Origin of the sequence: Algoriphagus alkaliphilus, from assembly GCF_900103735.1 — a bacterium.
GTDB lineage: Bacteria > Bacteroidota > Bacteroidia > Cytophagales > Cyclobacteriaceae > Algoriphagus > Algoriphagus alkaliphilus.
Genome location: NZ_FMXE01000008.1, coordinates 120,165 through 138,991, shown reverse-complemented (window position 1 = coordinate 138,991; position 18,827 = coordinate 120,165). Strand labels below are relative to the sequence as shown.

General features: G+C 44.5%; 18 protein-coding genes. 15 read left to right on the top strand and 3 right to left on the bottom strand.

All coding sequences use genetic code 11. The features are described from left to right. The first annotated feature begins 46 nt into the window (after nt 1-46). The 3 genes from BLQ81_RS07280 to BLQ81_RS07270 all read left to right on the top strand — a co-directional run bounded on the left by BLQ81_RS07280 (nt 47) and on the right by BLQ81_RS07270 (nt 3,296). On the top strand, nt 47-580 hold the full coding sequence (locus BLQ81_RS07280) for a gluconate 2-dehydrogenase subunit 3 family protein (RefSeq protein WP_092729289.1): 534 nt from the start codon (nt 47-49) through the stop codon (nt 578-580). 12 nt (nt 581-592) lie between these two features. Next, nucleotides 593-2,287 carry a GMC oxidoreductase gene (locus BLQ81_RS07275; protein ID WP_092729288.1) on the top strand — a complete coding sequence of 565 codons (1,695 nt, stop codon included), beginning with the start codon at nt 593-595 and terminating at the stop codon, nt 2,285-2,287. 142 nt (nt 2,288-2,429) lie between these two features. After that, nucleotides 2,430-3,296, top strand: coding sequence for a sugar phosphate isomerase/epimerase family protein (locus BLQ81_RS07270; protein ID WP_092729352.1), 867 nt, complete (start codon nt 2,430-2,432; stop codon nt 3,294-3,296). Nucleotides 3,297-3,497: 201 nt separating this feature from the next. Here BLQ81_RS07270 and BLQ81_RS23090 read toward each other — a convergent pair whose 3' ends face one another. After that, nucleotides 3,498-4,082: a transposase gene (locus BLQ81_RS23090; protein WP_407640242.1), complete on the bottom strand. Its 585-nt coding sequence runs from the start codon at nt 4,080-4,082 to the stop codon at nt 3,498-3,500. Nucleotides 4,083-4,114: 32 nt separating this feature from the next. Between BLQ81_RS23090 and BLQ81_RS23085 the strand changes: the two genes are divergently transcribed. The 10 genes from BLQ81_RS23085 (at nt 4,115) to BLQ81_RS07215 (ending at nt 12,151) form a co-directional block, all read left to right on the top strand. Then, nucleotides 4,115-4,309, top strand: coding sequence for a hypothetical protein (locus BLQ81_RS23085; protein WP_407640241.1), 195 nt, complete (start codon nt 4,115-4,117; stop codon nt 4,307-4,309). Between the two features lie 322 nt (nt 4,310-4,631). Continuing rightward, a complete protein-coding gene (locus tag BLQ81_RS07260) occupies nt 4,632-4,940 on the top strand; it encodes a hypothetical protein (protein WP_092729287.1) in 309 nt (102 codons plus the stop codon). Nucleotides 4,941-5,034: 94 nt separating this feature from the next. Next, nucleotides 5,035-5,802: a carbonic anhydrase gene (locus BLQ81_RS07255; protein WP_317042024.1), complete on the top strand. Its 768-nt coding sequence runs from the start codon at nt 5,035-5,037 to the stop codon at nt 5,800-5,802. Between the two features lie 49 nt (nt 5,803-5,851). Then, nucleotides 5,852-6,547 carry a DUF2490 domain-containing protein gene (locus BLQ81_RS07250; RefSeq protein ID WP_092729286.1) on the top strand — a complete coding sequence of 232 codons (696 nt, stop codon included), beginning with the start codon at nt 5,852-5,854 and terminating at the stop codon, nt 6,545-6,547. 266 nt (nt 6,548-6,813) lie between these two features. After that, on the top strand, nt 6,814-8,220 hold the full coding sequence (locus BLQ81_RS07240; protein ID WP_245693198.1) for a sulfatase: 1,407 nt from the start codon (nt 6,814-6,816) through the stop codon (nt 8,218-8,220). 41 nt (nt 8,221-8,261) lie between these two features. Continuing rightward, nucleotides 8,262-8,846: a Crp/Fnr family transcriptional regulator gene (locus tag BLQ81_RS07235; protein ID WP_092729283.1), complete on the top strand. Its 585-nt coding sequence runs from the start codon at nt 8,262-8,264 to the stop codon at nt 8,844-8,846. A 70-nt stretch (nt 8,847-8,916) separates the two neighbouring features. Next, entirely contained in the window at nt 8,917-9,996 is a 1,080-nt protein-coding gene (locus BLQ81_RS07230; protein WP_092729282.1) for a right-handed parallel beta-helix repeat-containing protein, read from the top strand. 46 nt (nt 9,997-10,042) lie between these two features. After that, nucleotides 10,043-10,567, top strand: a complete 525-nt coding sequence (locus tag BLQ81_RS07225) for a DinB family protein (RefSeq protein WP_092729281.1) — start codon at nt 10,043-10,045, stop codon at nt 10,565-10,567. Between the two features lie 22 nt (nt 10,568-10,589). Further along, the gene (locus BLQ81_RS07220; RefSeq protein WP_217636651.1) at nt 10,590-11,282 is read left to right on the top strand and encodes a hypothetical protein; all 693 of its coding nucleotides are present in this window, start codon (nt 10,590-10,592) and stop codon (nt 11,280-11,282) included. Next, entirely contained in the window at nt 11,279-12,151 is an 873-nt protein-coding gene (locus tag BLQ81_RS07215; RefSeq protein ID WP_092729280.1) for an alpha/beta fold hydrolase, read from the top strand. Before BLQ81_RS07220 ends, BLQ81_RS07215 begins: the two co-directional genes overlap by 4 nt. 95 nt (nt 12,152-12,246) lie before the next feature. On the opposite strand, the gene BLQ81_RS07210 is transcribed toward BLQ81_RS07215, so the two are convergent. Both BLQ81_RS07210 and BLQ81_RS07205 read right to left on the bottom strand, forming a co-directional pair. Beyond that, nucleotides 12,247-12,927 carry a response regulator transcription factor gene (locus BLQ81_RS07210; RefSeq protein ID WP_092729279.1) on the bottom strand — a complete coding sequence of 227 codons (681 nt, stop codon included), beginning with the start codon at nt 12,925-12,927 and terminating at the stop codon, nt 12,247-12,249. Continuing rightward, a complete protein-coding gene (locus BLQ81_RS07205) occupies nt 12,924-14,492 on the bottom strand; it encodes a sensor histidine kinase (protein ID WP_092729278.1) in 1,569 nt (522 codons plus the stop codon). Before BLQ81_RS07205 ends, BLQ81_RS07210 begins: the two co-directional genes overlap by 4 nt. A 213-nt stretch (nt 14,493-14,705) precedes the next feature. Here BLQ81_RS07205 and BLQ81_RS07200 point away from each other — a divergent pair, with 213 nt between their 5' ends. After that, the gene (locus BLQ81_RS07200; RefSeq protein WP_092729277.1) at nt 14,706-15,545 is read left to right on the top strand and encodes a GLPGLI family protein; all 840 of its coding nucleotides are present in this window, start codon (nt 14,706-14,708) and stop codon (nt 15,543-15,545) included. Between the two features lie 292 nt (nt 15,546-15,837). After that, on the top strand, nt 15,838-18,675 hold the full coding sequence (locus tag BLQ81_RS07195; protein ID WP_092729276.1) for a TonB-dependent receptor: 2,838 nt from the start codon (nt 15,838-15,840) through the stop codon (nt 18,673-18,675). Nucleotides 18,676-18,827 lie beyond the last annotated feature (152 nt).

Here is an 18,827-nt window from a genome sequence, read left to right as displayed (position 1 = left end):
AAAAAATCTAACTTGTAGGCACGCTTTCGCCCAAAATACCAAATTCATGGATAGACGTAAATCCCTCAAAATCATCGGAGGATCAGTTGCTGGAATAGCAGGTCTGGTGCTAGTCGACTGGAAATGGCAAATCGTTGATCGGTTGACTCACTCCGGCTTTTTTAGCTTTGATGAGGAGCAATTGATTTCAGCAATTGCCGATACTTTTATTCCAACAGGTCTTCCTCCAAAGGTACCCACTCCTGATGCACAACCTATCGGTGCCCTCAGTACTGGTACAGATCAGTTTTTGATCAAGCTTTTCGAGCATTGTTATGAAAAAGAAGAACAGGAGCTGATTAAGGCGCAGTTGAAATCTTTGAAAAAGTCTGGATTTGGTGACTTTTCTCGGGAGGAGAGAGAAAAAGTGCTGCTTGCGTTGAAGAGTTCTGAAATTGAAGGTGAAAATAAGTTTTACAGTTTGATGCGTTCTCAGACGGTCAATGGCTTTACCACCGTCAAGGAAGTCATGGCAGACTATCGAGGCTATCAGGTAGCACCGGGGTTCTATCACGGATGTGTGGATGTCCTCCAAACCTAAACCCAAAACGACATGTTACAAGACTCAAAAGAAAAACGCAGCTACGATGCGATAGTGATTGGTTCTGGAGCGTCCGGTGGATGGGCGGCCAAAGAATTGACCGAAAAAGGCCTCAAAACCCTAGTGTTGGAGCGGGGACGGATGGTTCGACACATTGAAGATTATCCTACCGCTTCCAAGGCGCCCTGGGAATTTGAATTTCGTGGCGCAGTCCCTGTTGATAAACGATCCGGTGTGGGTGCTGCCAATTGGAAAAGGGAAGAAACCATGCATTGGGCTTTGGCAGAAGATGAACAGCCCTATATTGAGGAGAAGCCTTTCCGCTGGTTTCGTGGTTACCATGTAGGAGGAAAGTCCCTTTTATGGGCAAGAGGCACGCAGCGTTGGTCTGATTTTGATTTTGAAGGCCCGGTAAGGGATGGTTATGCCGTCGACTGGCCCATCCGGTACAAAGACATGGAGCCTTGGTATAGCTATGTAGAGACTTTTGTGGGTTTCGCGGGCAGTCGGGATGGACTGGATGTGCTTCCGGATCAAATCGTACAACCGGGCTTTGAATTGAGTTGCCTTGAAAAACATTACAGTGAGCAATTAAAGGTAATGTATGGAGATCGACACCTCATCCAAGGGCGATGTGCGCACCTCACTGATCCACAGCAGATTCACAAGGATCAGGGACGTAACAAGTGCATGAACCAAAACATGTGTAATCGTGGCTGTGTTTACGGAGGCTATTTTTCAGCCAATGCTTCGACCTTGCCTTGGGCTGGAAAGACCGGAAATTTGACCCTTCGCCCGGATTCAGTGGTGGAATCGATTATTTATGATGAGCAAAAAGGCAAGGCGGTCGGTGTTCGGGTGATTGATCGACTCACTCAGGAATCAATCGAGTTTTATGCCAAAATTATTTTTGTCAACGCCTCTACGATCAACTCCAATGCGATTTTGCTCAATTCCAAGTCTTCCAGATTCCCCAACGGCTTGGGAAATGACAATGGCCTGATGGGTAAATTCATCACCTGCCATAATTACAGAGGAAAAGGAAACGCAGCGTTTGAAGGTTTTCAGGACAAATTTAATGAGGGCAGAAATCCGGGACACGCCTATGTACCTCGCTTCCGAAATGTCTATCGGCAGGAGACGGATTTCCTGCGGGGCTATGCTATCGGAATGTCAGGCAGCCGTCAGTTGGACGGAAACGGTGAACTGATCGGAGATGCGCTTCGGGACAATCTGCTCAATCCAAAATATGGACTCTGGAGCATGGCTGCCTGGATGCAGGGAGAAATGGTTCCTGAGGAATCCAATCACATCCGTCTCAGTGCGGAGGAAAAAGATAAATATGGAATTCCCAAGCTGATCATGTCGGTCGAATGGAAGGATAATGACAATAAGATGACCGCAGATTTCGTGCAGCAACAAAGTGAGATGTACGAGCGGATGGGCTTCAAAAATATCAATGTGATTGACTCAGGTGCGCCTCCGGGTTCGGATATTCACGAAATGGGCGGGGTCCGAATGGGAAATGATCCCAAAACTTCCCTGCTCAACAAATACAATCAGCTGCATCATTGCAAAAATGTCTTTGTCACTGATGGTGCTTGCATGACGAGCGGAAGTACTCAAAATCCGACACTTACCTTTATGACACTGACTGCCCGTGCCGCGAATTATGCGGTGGAGGAGTTGAATAAAATGAATCTTTAATATTTGTCAACGGTCCACAGACGACAGTCGACAGCCGCCAAATTCTACTAACTAAGTGATTTGATTTGGCTTCATCGATTGAAGTGCTTTACAAGCAGCAGTGGACCGTGGACTGTGGACCGTTGAAAAAAAGAATAAACCTATGAAGAATATCCTAATCCTTCTGATCCTCGCCTTTTCCTGGATCATTTCCCCACAGCAATCTTTCGCCCAGAAAAAAGGCGATCCCATGCTTCAAGTTCCCCTTGGATTTGCCTCGTATACATTCCGAAATCAGTGGAAAAACGGGGTACCGGAGTCCTTGGATATCATCCAGCAGATGGGCTTTACCGAGTTTGAAGGTGGTGCACCCCAAGGTGTGAGTGTCGAGGACTTCAAAAAAATGCTGGCAGATCGTGGGATTTCCCTTCCATCCACCGGTACCGGTTTTGAAGCTTTGGAATCAGATCCTCAGGCGGTGGCTGACAAGGCAAAAGCCCTTGGTGCCAAGTATGTGATGTGCGCCTGGATTCCTCACAAGCGGGGTGAATTCAGCAAGGCAGATGCAGACCGAGCGATCAAGGTCTTCAACGAGGGTGGAAAAGTCCTTAAAGAAAATGGACTCACTTTCAAATACCATGTGCATGGTTATGAGTTTCATCCCTATGGGAACGGGACTTTGTTTGATTACTTGGTTGAAAATACAGACCCCAAGTACGTTTCCCTGCAAATGGATGTGATGTGGACGCATTTTGGTGGAGGTGATCCGGTTGCTTTATTAAAAAAGTACGGCAAGCGCTGGGTATCCCTTCACCTGAAGGACTTCAGAAAAGGTGCTCCAAGAGATATGACCGGATTGACGGGACCTGAAAATGACGTGCCACTTGGTCAAGGTGAATTGGACTTTCCTGCCATTCTTCGTGAAGCCAACAAGATAGGAATCAAACACATGTTTATCGAAGACGAGGGCGATCATGAGTTGGAAGCTTTGCCAAAAAGTATTGCGTATTTGAGGAGTTTGAAGTATTAAGATGAGGCTGTCTCAAAAGGTCATTTGAAAATTTGAATAGCCGAATTTGCGCAATGGAGGCCGATTTTCAGTTTTGGCTCCATTTTTTTTGACTTTCAGTCAGCCTCAAGTTTAGTGATTTCTCAGCTGATTTTCAGTGGATTTTTATAATTAGGGGAAGAACAATGTCCTGAAAGCCTGAAAAAGTAAAGTAGGGAGGTCTTACCCTGCCTTTTTTGCCAGGTTGTGCGCGATGGCTAATAGACCTGTTTCTATTTCGATCTTTTCTTTGCCTTTGAGCAGGAACCTGCCCATTCTATTGTTGTATTTGAGATGGCCGAAGACGGGCTCTACGTCGGTAGCCCGCTGTTTTCTTTTTAGTATCCCTTCCTCAGAGGTAAGCAGGTCTTTGGCTTTTTTCCTGTGATGTTTAAGGTTCCGATTGATCTTTTCTAGGGTCTGGATGACTTTCTCCGGATCAGGATTGGTAAAGTCCGGCTCCTCACTACCCAGCTCCGCAGCGACCACCGAACCGGCATAGTCCCAGAGTTCTTTCAACTGCTTACTGATCCGCTCCTTACTTTTCTTGATGGCATTCCCCCAGACGAAGGTGTAACGGTTGGCATTGGCCTCGATCTTGGTGCCGTCGGTGAACACCGTTTTGATGTCCAGTAGGCCTTCTTCATGAACCATGAGCACCACTTGGCTGAAGATCTTGCCAATCACATCCCGGAGTCGCTCGGAGCGAAACCGGTTGATGGTCTGGTGATCCGGGCGCTGCATGCCCGCCAACCACATGAAGGCAATGTTTTCACGGATCGCCTTTTCCAGACGACGGGATGAATAGCAATTTTCCAGATAAAGTAAATGAGAATCTTCAACAGCATTCTGGGGTGGTAGCTACTGGCTCCGTTTTGCGAATAAAGCCGGGTAATCGAAGAAAGATCGATCCGGTCTATCACCGAATTCACCGTCCGGGCAGGATGGTGAACGGGAATGAAATCTTCCAAAGTGGGGGAAGAAGCATCAACTGATTGGGATTGAAGTCCTTAAAGACTACATTTGAGTCTTGTTTTTCCACACCTCAAAATACAAACTTTGAGTTAAACAAGAAAGGCTAGCCGAGTAATCGACTAGCCTTTTAAACTATCTATTTTTGAGACAGCCTCAGAATGAAATCACATTTTTGAATAAAAACTGATCGTAAATTGTTTGCGCCAAGTTGTTAATATTCAGTTGATAAATTTCATTTTGATCGAATATCCAAGATTTGACCGTTTGATTATTTTTCTAAATCATCTTTTGGCTAAAAACAAAAATGCGAACAAGCCGTTGAGGAGTTCAATCAATCTTTAAATGCGCATATCCGTATTCTTTCTCATCTTTCTGCTTCAGTTCCCTTATGGAGGGGTGTCCTTTTTGGGTTCAGTTTTTTTGATGGACCGGATTGAAATCAATTCCATAACGGAGTGGGATCTGGATTTGCTGGAGGAAATGGAAGAAACAGGAAAAGGGATTGACTACAGGGATGATTGGTTTGATCAGGATCAATACTTTTCGAATGAGGAAGTCTTCAAACTTAAATCGATTTTCTTTGATTTATGCTTACCTCATGAATGTACCTTTCTGCCGAACATCCCTCCGGAGACCAGTTTTTTTAGTTAGACCGATTTCATTTGACTGATTTTCTGCCATTCTTTCTCCTTAAGGGGGCGAAAGGAACATTTTATATCCAAATACGAACATATTATCCAAAACTATGACTAGTTCAAAATTCATTTACTTCCTTTTGGGAGTTTTCTTTATTTATTCTTTCGAAACACAAGCACAGCAGCTTAGCCCCGAAGTGGCTCGTTTTCTCAAGGTAGAACCTGATACATATTTTGCAGACAGAGACACAGCTTTTGGCGATCCGTACTATGGATTGAAAAAACTGATCTATGGCAACAGGAGATTTACGGATGACAAAAGTACCCGCCCCCGTCAAACGGATTCTCATTTGATGGACAATAAATCCGGCCAAGCGCCCTTTGCGACTATCGTGGGATGTGCTGATAGCCGGGTTCCCAGTGAGATCATTTTTGATCAAGGGGTGGGGGATTTGTTTATCACCCGTACAGCGGGTCAGGTGATGGCCGAGGCATCTTTTGGTACCATCGAGTTTTCGGTGGAGGCCTTGAAGACCAAGTTGATTGTGGTTCTCGGACATGAATCCTGCGGGGCGGTAGATGCAGCGATCAAACTTCCTGCTAATCCTCCCGGCCACATTGTGACCCTCATCAATTCCATCAAGCCGGCAGCTTTGAGGGTGAAGGCCATGAACTTGCCTGAAAATCAAGTGCTCTCCGCAGCGGTTCGGGAGAATGTAATAGAACAGGTGAATATGCTGAGGGGATTGGAACCGGTACTCAGCAGAAGATACCAAAGCGAGGAAGTGGTAATCGTAGGAGCAGTCTATGATATCAGCACCGGAAATGTGAACTTTATCGAGGAGACGATAATCAGTCTTCCTAGATATTCAAAGTAATTTAACTCAAGAGCGGTAGCCCCAAAAGCTCCGCTCTTTCCTTGGAAATATGAACAAATACATTTTAATATGCCTTCTTTGGTTGACATCAGGGGTCGTTCAGGCTCAGTCTGCCATTGATGATGATCAGCTTGGGGCTTGGTACATGTACTTCTTTACTAAGAAGTTTAAAGAGAGTCAATTTGGGATTCAGGGGGATTATCAGTTTCGAAACTGGAACTTGGGCGGGGATCTGGAGCAGCTTCTCCTTAGGACCGGAGTTACCTATCAGCCAAAGGATACCAATGTTACCTTTACCTTGGGTTATGCATTTATCTCCTCGGGAGACTTTGGAGAAAGTGACCACACCTTACAGGAACATAGAATCTATCAAGAGGCTCTTTTACCCCAAAAAGTTGGAGGCAGGTTTTATCTGACCCATCGGTTTAGGCACGAACAGCGATGGCTTGAACATCAGGACTTCCGGACCAGATACAGATACGCCCTTTTCATAAACGTACCCTTTAATGGAAAGGAATTGAAACAGGGGGTTGTTTACTTAGCACTCTACAATGAGATCTTTATTAATGGGCAAACCGATATCGGAAATGGTCGCTCGGTAGAGCTGTTTGACAGAAACCGCTTTTATATGGGATTGGGGTATGGGCTGAAAAATAACCTGAGAATGCAGTTGGGAGTGATGAATCAAACCACTGTGGCATTTACCAAACCCCAGATGCAGGTGGGCTTTCACCATAACTTCTGAAAAACTTAAAGCCGGGATAGCCCGGTTTTTTTATTAAACCTTTTTAATAATTTGGAAAAGATTGGAGTATTTTCCCTATTCCTAAAAAATGGTGCGGAGGCTTGGGAAGGCCCTCAATTTACTTCCCGATTTCCTCTGACTTGGGAATTAAATTTACCGAATAAACCAAATACGAGAAAGATTACAGGTATAAGAACAGGGTTGATCTTTGCTTGGCTGATTTTTTTTAATGAATAGATTCTATCTAACCTATAAGAAAAACTGAAGTGAAAAGACTTATTATTTGGCTATTGATAGTAGTGTCATCTTCCTCTTTTGCCCAGGAGAAGAATAGCTTCAATATTCTCCTGATTCATGTGGATGATTTGGGGGCGGCGGACTTGGGCGTGTTTGGAAGTGATTTCTATGAAACTCCCAATATTGATCGATTAGCATCTGAGGGAATGCTTTTTACCCAATCCTACGCTGCAGCTTCGATTTGTTCTCCTTCGCGAGCTGCGCTTTTGACGGGAAAATATCCTGCACGAATTGGAATAACCGACTGGATCCGGGCAAAATTCCAGGGTGGTTCTGGATTGGCTTTGCCGACAAATTTTGAAGCAAACGAGGGGAAACCCCTCAAGACCCCCAAAAACCTGGGCTTTTTGCCATTGGAGGAGGAGACCATTGCAGAGCGGTTGAAAGAGTTGGGATTCTCCACGATGCACGTGGGAAAGTGGCATCTTGGCGAAGAGGGCAATTACCCCGAGGATCAAGGCTTTGATATCAACATAGGCGGAAATGATCTGGGGCAACCTCCCAGTTACTTCGATCCCTACTTGCCGCCAAACGGGAATAAAGATTATGTACTGAGAAATGTGCCAGCCAGAAAAAAAGGTGAGTTTCTCACTGATCGGGAAGGGGATGAAATTGTGAGTTTTCTTCAAAATCAGAAAAGCAATTTCTTCATCCATTGGGCTCCCTACGCGGTTCACACTCCCATCATGGGGCCGGCAGATTTGGTGGAAAAGTATAAAAATAAAACGCCCGGAGTGCAACGAAACCCGAGCTATGCTGCCTTGGTCGAAAATCTGGATCAGAATGTCGGAAAGGTCTTGGATGAACTGGATCGCCTGGAAATAAGAGAAAATACACTTGTGATTTTCACCTCAGACAACGGAGGTTTGATCGGAAACCCACAAAATCCTGTCACTGTAAATTTAGGCCTTCGCTCCTATAAAGGCTATCCTTATGAAGGAGGAATCCGTGTGCCGACCATCGTAAGTTGGCCTTTTGTCATTGAGCCCGGTTCAGTTACAGTGACTCCAGTTATTACCATGGATTGGATACCGACTATACTGGACTATCTGGGTGAGGACATGCCTATGGGATTGGACGGCCAAAATTTGAGAGCTGTTTTTGAAAATCCGGATGAGCAAATAAGCAGGGATTTGTTCTGGCATTTTCCCCACTACCGGGCTCCTGATGTGGTTCCGTATTCCATCGTCCGGTCAGGAGATTACAAGCTGGTCTATTGTTTCGACGGTTCGGAAGCTGAGTTGTACGATCTTTCCAATGATCCTTTGGAGGAAACCAATCTGGTCAAGCAGCTTCCTTTCATCGCTTCCCAATTGAAGACCAAACTCGAAAACTGGTGGAAGGAAACTGATGCCAGGTTGCCGTTAGGGGATTGAGTTTTGGCTTCGAAGTCAGAAGATTTTGTCTAATTTCACTTATGTTCAACCAAGCCCTAATCCAACACCTGGAGAGTTTTATTCCCTTAAAGGAGAATGAAAAGGCACTTTTTGAGGACAAGTTTGTTTCCCGTTTAGTCAAGCGGAAAGAAAAAATCCTGACTGCTGGAGAAGTTTGTAAGCAATACACATTCATTGTTAAGGGTTGCTTTCGCATGTACGGAGTGGATGATAAGGGCTTTGAGCACAACATTCAGTTTGCCGCGGAAAACGATTGGATCGCGGATATTTCCAGTTTTTACACTCAGAAAACCAGTCAGTTGAATATTGAAGCCTTGGAGGCTTCCGAATTACTTCAGATCAAGCAGCAGGATTTGTTTTTCCTGTTTACGAATGTCCCCAAGCTCAATCGGATTTTTAAAGTGATGATTGAGCACAAGTACATCGAACTTCAAAACCGGGTGCTTCAAAATTTTAGTTCTACAGCGGAACAGCGGTATTTGGGTTTTTTGGAACAATATCCACATCTCAGCAATCGCCTGCCAAATACCCAAATCGCCTCCTATTTGGGGATCACTCCCGAGTTTTTGAGCAAAGTCAGGAAGAATATCCAGTCCAAAGCCTGATTTCTTAATCTAGGTTAAGGGTAGATGCCGAAAGAGCTGCTGACCTTTGTCTTAATCAAAAAAGACAAAAATGAAGAAGCTACATGCAATTGTCCTCTTGCTACTTTTCTCCTTTCAGGGATTTGCACAGCTGGAAAAAGGGGTACTGTATATCAATCCCCAATCTGGCAATGATGCAAATACAGGCCAAAAGGAAAATCCACTTCGCTCGCTTTATGAGGCGGCAGGACGAATTAATGCAACTGAAGGAGAAGGTTCAGTGACGGTTTTCCTTTCCGAAGGAATGTATGCTTTGGATACTACCGTGCGATTTGATCCTGCAAAATGGATATTCACCAGAGAAAATAGGTTGACGATTCGGGCGGAGGTTCTTCCTGATGACAAGGATTGGCATCAGGGAAAAATGCCGGTGGTGATTTCTGTTATGCCTTTTAAAAATATTCCCGATGATCGCCTGGGCGGAGCTTCCAATGGGATTCAGATCGAAACCAGCCATGTTACCATTCAGGGCTTGCGGATGCTGGGTTCACCAGTCCATGAGCGACCCCAAGAAGGAAAGGTGATTCGAAATTATCCCATTATCAGAGAAGGAAGAAATTTGGATGACCTACGAGTGACGCAATGCTTGTTTTTGGGTGATATCCATTCCACGCCAAACCATTTGCCTGTGTTGGCGAGTGGGCAGGGTGTGGTAGTTGATCATTGCGTTTTTTATGGAGTGAAGGATGCGGTTGTTTTTTGGCACTCAGATCGACCATCAGAACGATCTGAAATGCATCACAACTTGATTGTCAATATTTATGGAGCGGCTGTATGGACATGGTCTTTGGCTGAGGACTTCAAGTATTACAACAATGTAGTAACCGGTGCTGAAGCATTTTGGATTTTGGACAAAGAAGAAAAGAACAGTTTTAACTTGTCCAATTCATTGGTGGTCGGCTACAATCAGCTGGTCAATAAAGGAGGGGGGCCAGCCAACTTGGGTGAGCCTGCCGATCCTTCCAAACTCAAATTGGGTGAACAAGTGATTATTCAGCGAGAAGGAAGCCTGGAAATTGTCAAGGATCCGACCAGTCTGTATTACCTGCAACTCGCACCCGGATCCTTGGGAAGTGAATTGGGAGCAGGACTGTTTTATGAAAAGAAGTAAACCTATTCGTGAATTCAATTCCAAATCAATCTAAACTCTAATTTCAATGAAAAATCTATTCACCACATTAGCACTTGTCTTTGGACTCAGTGTTTTTTCCCAAGCTCAAACACCCATAGAGGAGATTGTTAAAGATTGGGAACGTGCCAAAGCCTACACCCAGGAATACCTTGATGCTATGCCTGCCGAAAATTACGGTCATAAGCCTACCCCTGAAATGCGCTCATTTGCGCAGCAGATGCTTCACTTAACTGATGGTAATTATGGTTTTGCTTCTGCTGCCACAGGAGTTGGCAGTCCAATCGGGCAGGGAGAATCCGAAAAATCCACTGATCAATCCAAAGAAAACGTTACAAACCTTGTGATGGCAGGATATGACTTTGTAATCAACAGTGTAAAAACGATGACTCCGGCTCAGTTGAGTGAAGCGACCAAGTTGTTTGGGCAATTTGACATGAGCAAAGGAAAAGCCTTGGAAAAGTGCTTCGAGCATCAAACACACCACAGAGGTCAGACTACTGTTTACCTAAGATTGGCTGGAGCTACACCTCCTCAGGAAAAGTTATTTTGATTAAAAAACTATCATTCCTAGAATGAATTACATGAAACTTACGCTTTTGAGCCTGTTCTCCATGATGTATGGAGCACAGGCTCAAACTATTCATTTTGATGGGAAAGAATTTAAATTTTCCCATGTCAAGGCATCGGTGGTGAAGTTGGATGGTGAAGAAGTTCTCAGGATCGAGCGAGATTTGGAGTCACTTCCCTTTGACCCAGAGAAATTGGGTGAATCCGTAGATGAACCTACTTTCCTCAAGCTAAACGATTTAGATATTGAAAATGGAATCGTGGAGGTGAAAGTTCTGAGCAGACTTTTGCCAAATGCACCGGCTTTTGCCAGAGGATTTATCGGATTGGCTTTTCGGATCAATGAAGACAATTCTGCTTTCGAATCCATCTATCTCCGACCCACCAACGGCCGGGCAGAGGATCAGTTTCGGCGAAATCACACCATTCAATATTATGCGTATCCGGATTACAAATTTGACCGCTTAAGAGCAGAATCCAAGGGTGAGTATGAAACTTATGCCGATATAGGACTGGACGAATGGATCACCGTGCGGATAGAATTCAATGGAAAATCAGCCAAACTCTTTCTCGATGACCAGAAATCACCTGCCTTTCTGGTCAATGAATTGCTAAGTTCAGCTAAGTCTGGATCAGTGGGCCTTTGGGTAGATATTGGGACAGAAGGTTTTTTTAAAGATTTGAAAATTATCCAATGAAGCAACTTCTATTTTCTCTTGTACTCCTGATCGGTTTCAGCAGCTTTGGCCAAGCCCAAACAGCTAAACCGATTCGGTATTTTATGCAGCAGACACCTTCTTCGGAAGGAGCAATTCCTTATGGCAACAATCCCAAGGCAGGAAAGTATGTCAATGCAGGCGATGCGAAGATTTATTATGAAGTGTATGGAGAAGGTGAGCCATGGGTGATCCTTCATGGAGGGTTGCTGGGTTCGACTTACGAAATGCACCAGTTTATCGATAGCCTTTCCAAAGGTTATCAGGTTATTGCAATCTCGACTCGGGGACATGGAAAATCCGAGCTTGGAACGGAACCGCTGAGTATCAGACAAAAAGCAGACGATATTCTGGCTGTGGTCAAGGCCGTGACGTCTGATTCAGTAAATGTCCTTGGCTTTAGTGACGGAGGTTTGGGCGGTTATATGTTTGCGAGTTTGTATCCTGAGCGGGTGAAAAAAATGATTGCCATCGGAGCAGGCGAGCAAACCCCGAAATTGAGGCGAATGGATTTTAATGCGGTGGAATTGTTTCAACTTGACCCTGCCTTTATGGAGCAACAGCTGGGGTTGATGCCTCAACCTGAATGTTTGATGGAGTTGGGAAATCAGATTGCAGATTTTTACAATTCCACTTCGATCAGCAAGGAACTGTTTGGAAAAATTCAATGCCCTGTCCTGATAATTGCTGGTGAAAATGACAGAAATGCAGCGTTAGAAACAATCCTCAGTGCTTATCGAATGATCCCTGACAGTCAATTGGGCATCATTCCCAATGCCGCTCATGGGGTTTTTCTGGAAAATTTCCCGGCGGTTTGGTACAGTTTGGTGCCTTTTCTTGAAAAGGAATAATCCGTTATTAGAGATTTGTAATATCGAATTCCTATCGCAGGATTTTTAATCCCATTAACTTTTCCAAAGTTCCGAACTTTGGAAAAGTTTCAATCTCAACATACCAACTTAAACCCATACCCACGAACATTTAGGATCTGAATTGTTGGATCGTCTTGAAGTTTTTTGCGAAGCTTGGTGATAAATACATCCATGCTGCGGGCGTTGAAAAAATCGTCCGAGCCCCAGATTTGGTTCAAAATTAACGTACGGTCGGTGATATCATTGGCATTTTGAAGGAGCATTTGCAGCAGCTGGCTCTCACGGGCGGTGAGGGGAGTTTCTGTGTCTGCCAATTTGAGCAATTGGCGGGTGGGGTGAAATTCATATTTTCCCAAAACAATCCAATCACTTTGGCTTTGACGGGTTCGCAGTCGGTCCAGCTGGGCTTTGATACGTACGATCAATTCCTCCATGCTGAAGGGCTTGCGCACGTAGTCATTGGCACCAATCCCAAAGCCCTTTACCACATCCTCGGTCTGACTTTTGGAAGTCAGGAATATGATCGGGGTGTGAGGGTCGATTTTGCGGATTTCGGCTGCAAGTGAAAAACCGTCCTTCTTTGGCATCATCACGTCAAGGACCAGCACGTCGGGCTTTTGGGCCTGATAGGATTCCCAAGCTTTTTGTCCGTCGGGACAAAGTCGAACTTTGAAATCCCGGCTTTCCAGACTTTCCTGAATGATCATTCCCAGCGCCAGCTCGTCTTCGGCCAGCAGTACGTTGATTTTGCTCATGGCCAGTAGGTGATAAAGGTGGTGGAGTTTTTACCGGTTTCGAGTTCGATTTTTCCTTCGTGCTTCTCTAGGATTTTTTTTACGTAGTACAGCCCGATTCCAAAGCCCTTCACGTCGTGAATATTCCCTTTTGGAATTCGGTAAAACTGCTCAAAAACTCGCTCCTTTTGCTCCGGACTGATGTTTCCGCCGTTGTCGTGAATTCTGATTTTGTGCATTCCGTTTTGGTCCAGACCAATACGGATCTGATCGCCACCGTACTTGATGGCATTGTCCAGGAGGTTGGAGATTGCATTTTCGAAGTGAAATGAATCGGCGAAAATTGTTTTCGGATTGGCTGGTAAAATCAATTCTATTTTCTTTTCCGGAGCCAAGGTCTGGAATTTCTGGATGAGCTGACGCAAAAGCGTTTCAGGTTCAATGTACTCTTTTTTCAAAACCAACTGATCTGAATCCAGGGTGGCGGTTTCCAAAAGCTTTTCTACCATCTTATTTAGTTTGAACATCTGGTTTTTGGAAATCCCCAAATACCGATCGGTTTTTGAAGAGTCGTTTTCGGGATTGAATTGCTGGATTCCTTCGATAGCAGAGAGGGTGGTTGCTATCGGAGTCTTAAACTCGTGCGTGATGTTGGCGATCAGGTCCTGCTTGATTTCGGCGATTTCCTTTTGGTTTTTGATGGTTTGGTAGAGGTAATAGAAAGCGTAGGCGATGATTCCAAGGAAAAATAGGGAGGTCAGGATTTCGACGATACCTCGCTTTAAGATTGTGATTGCGGTATTTTCAAAATTGAGTTCTAGCGATTGGTCTCTTGGCAGAAATGTAGAGCGGGAAACTACCTGAAAAGGCATTCTTTTATCGCTCAAAACTGTCGAAGAATCAAGTTTTACTTTCCTATCAATATGAATAAGTCTATAGTTAATCTCGATTCTTCTCCGCTCCAGTTCGGATTTTAGGTTTTCCCTGATTTTGTCAACCTCAACAGAATCCCGAGTGATTGAGATGATGATACGATTAGTCAAATACTTGATTTGAGTTAAACTGTCTGCAGCTTTTTGGCCCCAAAAAACATTCAATTCATTTATCTGATCAACCCCTGTTCCTTTTGCGGAGTCGATAAAAGTGAATGTTTTCAAGCTATCAGTTCTCACTTCTGACCAAAAAATGGAATCCGGCCGCCCCATTTCTGCACCCTCGATTGCCCTAAAGATCATTTTGCTTTTGCCAACACGCTCGATAAAAGGTTTAGAAATTTCATTAAATAATACCGTGTCGGCCGTGAAGAATTTCTTTGGATCAAATCCCTCAGGAAGGGTGTCAACAAGTAGTGGCATTCCCGCCGGTTGCTCGAGTTGCAAATTATCTGTCAGGGTTATTACATTCGTCTTTGCCAGATCTGCATAATAGCTTTCAATTGAAATGTCAAGGCTTTCTTGAATATCGCTGACGAGCTTGTTCTGAATGATTTTAAATTGAGAATGCAGGCGCCAAGCTTGCACCCCAATGCTTATCAGCAAAGTAGCTCCGATTAAAATACCTATGCGCTTGAATTTCAGCTTTTGCATTCCGCTAAATTAGAAGGATAAAAAAGGGGAAAAAACCACAGTTAACACACGTTAACAGTGCTTAACGCATTGGTTTGATTCCTTTTTATTGGTTTGTAGCACGAACATTTAGTCAACGGACAACGGTCCACGGTCGACAGCCGCTAAAACCCATCAGTTTGACATTAATAAAATCTCAAGTGAATTTCATCGCACAAAAAATCCCATTCTACAATGAAAGCTAAAATTCTTTTACTCGTTTCCATCTTCTTCCTTAGCGTGACTATTCCTCAGGCCATTGCCCAAGGACTCACAGGAAGAGCGTACTACAAGTCTTCTTCACAAATCAAGATTGCGATGGATTCTACTAAAATGGCTCCTGAACAGATGGCCGAGATTCAAGCCCAACTCAAGAAGCAGATGGAACGGGATTATATCCTTTCTTTCACCCAAACGGAGTCCAACTGGAAGCAGGCAGAAAGCCTGGGAGGCGGACCGGCTACGGCTTCCTCCGGCGGAATGACCATGGTGATCAATACCGGAAGTCAGGACAAGATTTTGTATAAAAACCTGGCCGATCAGTCCTTTTTGAGGGAAGAAGAAGTGATGGGGAAGGAGTTTCTGATCAAAGATACGCTTGAGCCCAGTGAATGGGAGCTCACCAGTGAGACCAAAAAAATAGGCAATTACACCGCCCAAAAGGCAACTTATTCTCGAATAGTCGATTCCCAGCGGTTTTCTACAGGAATGACCGAAATGGAAAACGTCAAAGACACCATCCGCGTGACGGCTTGGTTTACCCCGGAGATTCCGGTCTCCCATGGACCGGATAACTTTTTCGGACTTCCCGGGCTGATTCTGGAAGTTCAGAATCAGGGAAGAATCCTGATTTGCGAAAAGATCGAGCTGAACCCATCCACAAACCCGGTGAAAATCGAACAACCCAAAAAAGGGAAGGTGGTCAATCGAGAAGAGTTTCGCGCGATGCAGGAGGCGGGAATGAAGCAGATGATGAACCAATACCAAGGGAAACCGGGTGAGGGGAATCAGTTTACGATTAGGATAGGGAATTGATAGATGACCGATGCTAGATGACCGATGACCGATGTCAGGCAGAGCAGCTTGCCCGGTATGGCGGGGAGTCGAAGCCTTGCATGAGTAGGCAGTGGTAGTGATCAGTTTGCAAGGATTCTGAGGTAGCTTACAGCCTCAAAATTTCGGATTTCAAACTCGATATTTCTTACTTAACCAACAATGAAGACCTGCCAGGTTTTCAAAACCTAGCAGGTCTCACCTGCTTTCGCCCCAGTGAGTGTCTCCACTCACTGGGGCAAATATCTGTTGAATTTTCAACACTAAACCAACTATGCCTTTTTTGTACCGCAAGCTGATTTGTTTTGGCCCCGGTGAGTGTCTTCACTCACCGGAATCTCACAATCTTTTTACCCTGAAAGTGAAGGTTTTCCTGATTGGATTTTTCATCCGCCTCGGTGAGTGTCTTCACTCACCGAAAGTATTAAAAACACCATTAACTGTAGTGTATCGAGTGTTGATTTGCCTTGGATTTTTCCTTATTTCCACTGCATCCTTTTCCCAAACTAAGCCACTCATCGGGCAGGTCTTGGACAGTCTGAACAGGCCGATTGCCTATGCCAATGTGGTGGCGATCAATCAAAGCACTCAAAAGATCGGTGGTTTTGGCATCACCAACGAAGAAGGAAGATTTAAAGTGACATTGACGCCGGGATCCCAATATTTACTTCGGGTTTCTTTTGTGGGCTATCAGCAATTCGAAAGACTCATTTCTGAATGGAATTCGGAGGTTCAAATGCAGATCATTTTGAAGCAAAGCGATACGGAATTGGGTTTAGTGGAAGTGGTGTCCGAGATGCCGGTGACCATGAGAGGGGATACGCTGACTTACAAGACAGACGCTTTTACTACTGGGACAGAGCGAAAGCTGGGGGATGTGCTGGAGAAGCTGCCGGGATTTCAGATAGATGACAACGGAGATGTAAAAGTGCAAGGCAAAAAGGTGGATATAATATTGGTGGATGGGAAAACTTTCTTTGACGGAGACACCAAGCTTGCTACCAAAAACCTCCCCGCCAATGCCGTGGACCGTGTTCAGGTCTTGAAAAATTTCAATGAGATTTCTCCAATCCGTGGATTGGATAACGACGAAACCTTGGCTTTGAATATTCAACTCAAGGATGGTAAAAAAAATATGGTCTTTGGAGATGTGACTGCCGGGACTGGTCCACAGGAACGCTACCTAGGGCATGCAAATGTATTCTATTATGCCCCAAAAGTTAACCTCAACCTGATCGGTGGCTCTAACAATGTTGGGGAACAGACCTTTACCCTTCAGGATTATTTCCGCTTTAGCGGAGGATTGGCAGGTTTGGGTGGTAAAACTGGTTCAAAAGTCAGTATCGGTAGTGATGATTTTGGTATTCCCATGGCGAACAGAGACAATGCAGCCTCACTGGAGACGCATCTGGGCGCATTCAATTTCAATTTTAACCCCAGTAAAAGGTGGCGGCATTCCGGATTCTTGATCGGTTCAAGTTCGGAAAATAGGCTGGGAAGTTCCTCTTTTCGAACCTATTTGAATTCGGGTGAAAACAATCAGGAATTGCTGACTTCAGCCAGTCGGGTAGAGAACAAATCGGGCCTGCTCAAATATGGGTTGACCTTTACCCCCAAGGAAGAAACTTATTTTAAATACAGCTTTTTCGGCAAGCTGGCTGATATTGAAAACGGCAATTTGCTGAACTCCAATTTTGGACAAATCGAACAAAACTTGGAGACAGTTCAGTCCAGAACACCCTATAGCCTTCAACAAAAGGCAGAATGGTACCATGCCCCAAGTGTAAAGCGAGTATTTTCGATGGAGGTAAATTGGGAAAAGAAGTTTCAGGATCCCTTCTATGATCTGATGTCGAATCAAAAACCATTTGTCGGGCTGTTTCCGGTCATGGATCAAGAAAGCTATCGCTTTCTTCAGCGTCAAGACATTCACACCCAAACCATCGAGGGTGCTTTTAATTACTACCAAATCCTCAACGAAACCAACCATCTGAATTGGTCATTGGGCTACCACAATATCGCACAACGTTTGGTTAGCAGCTTGAATCAAGTGGGTTCCGATCAAGATTATGAGGAGTTTGAAAACGATGCGGACTTTGGATTTCAGGACATTTATTTAGGAATGACCTACAAGACCAAGTGGAAAAAAATGATCATCAGTCCATCGGTTTACCTGCATCGTTATGCTTGGCAGGATCAGCAGTTTGGGAATGAATTGAGCTACAATAAAGTCTTGGCTCTGCCGGGATTTTATTCCAAATGGACTATCAAATCGACCAAATCTTTGACTTACCGGTATCAGACGGAGGCTAATTTTATGGATATCCAAAGGCTAGCACAAGGGTTGGTTCTTCAGGATTACAACTCGATTTTTCAGGGGAATCGGATGTTGGACAACGGGCTTTTTTCCACGCACACGCTCAATTACAATCATTTTGACATGTTTTCGGGCTTGAATTTCTTTGGGAATGTCAACTGGCAGCGTAAGCGGGATGAAATCATCACGACGACGGATTTTGCAGGAATCAACCGGCTGCTTTCAGCCTTGAATGTGGAAGCCGTCAACGAAACACTCAATGCAGATCTCCGAATGGATAAGCGCTACAATCGCTTCAAGCTTTCGGCAGGCGGGCGCTGGAATGCTTTCACGACCAATTTGGTTTTGGACGAAAGACCGACCCGAAACGAGCAGTTTTCGCAGACTTATGATTTCAAGGTTACCTCTACGTTCTTCAAAGTTTTGGAAGTGGATTTGGGCTATGCTTTCACTGCCAATAATTACAATTCCGGAGCGCTGTCCAATACCTTCTCTATTCACAGTCCCAAGGTGGAAATTGACTTGGACATCTATAAAGGATTAAAGTTGAATGCGGATTATACCTATAATTCCTACCTCAATCAGGCGAGTGGTGTGCGAAGTGACTTTGAGTTTTTGAATGCTTTCCTCAGCTATCAGGGTAAAAAGAGCCCATGGGAATTCAGAATTTCAGTTTGGAATATGCTGGACACCCGATCGATCCGTAGGGATAGCTTCAGCGAAAACCTGATCAGTACCTATTCCTACTTGGTGCAGCCGAGGTATGGAATGCTGACGGTGAAATATGATTTGTAGAAGAGGGTTTGTTGTTGAAAAGTGATTTGTGGGGATTAAAAGCACAAGACACTTTAAAAGCTAAATATAGTAAAACAATAAAAGCTAAATATAAATATTCAATAAAAGCTAAAAATCATAAAACATTAAAAGCTAAATGTTACCTTCGTAAA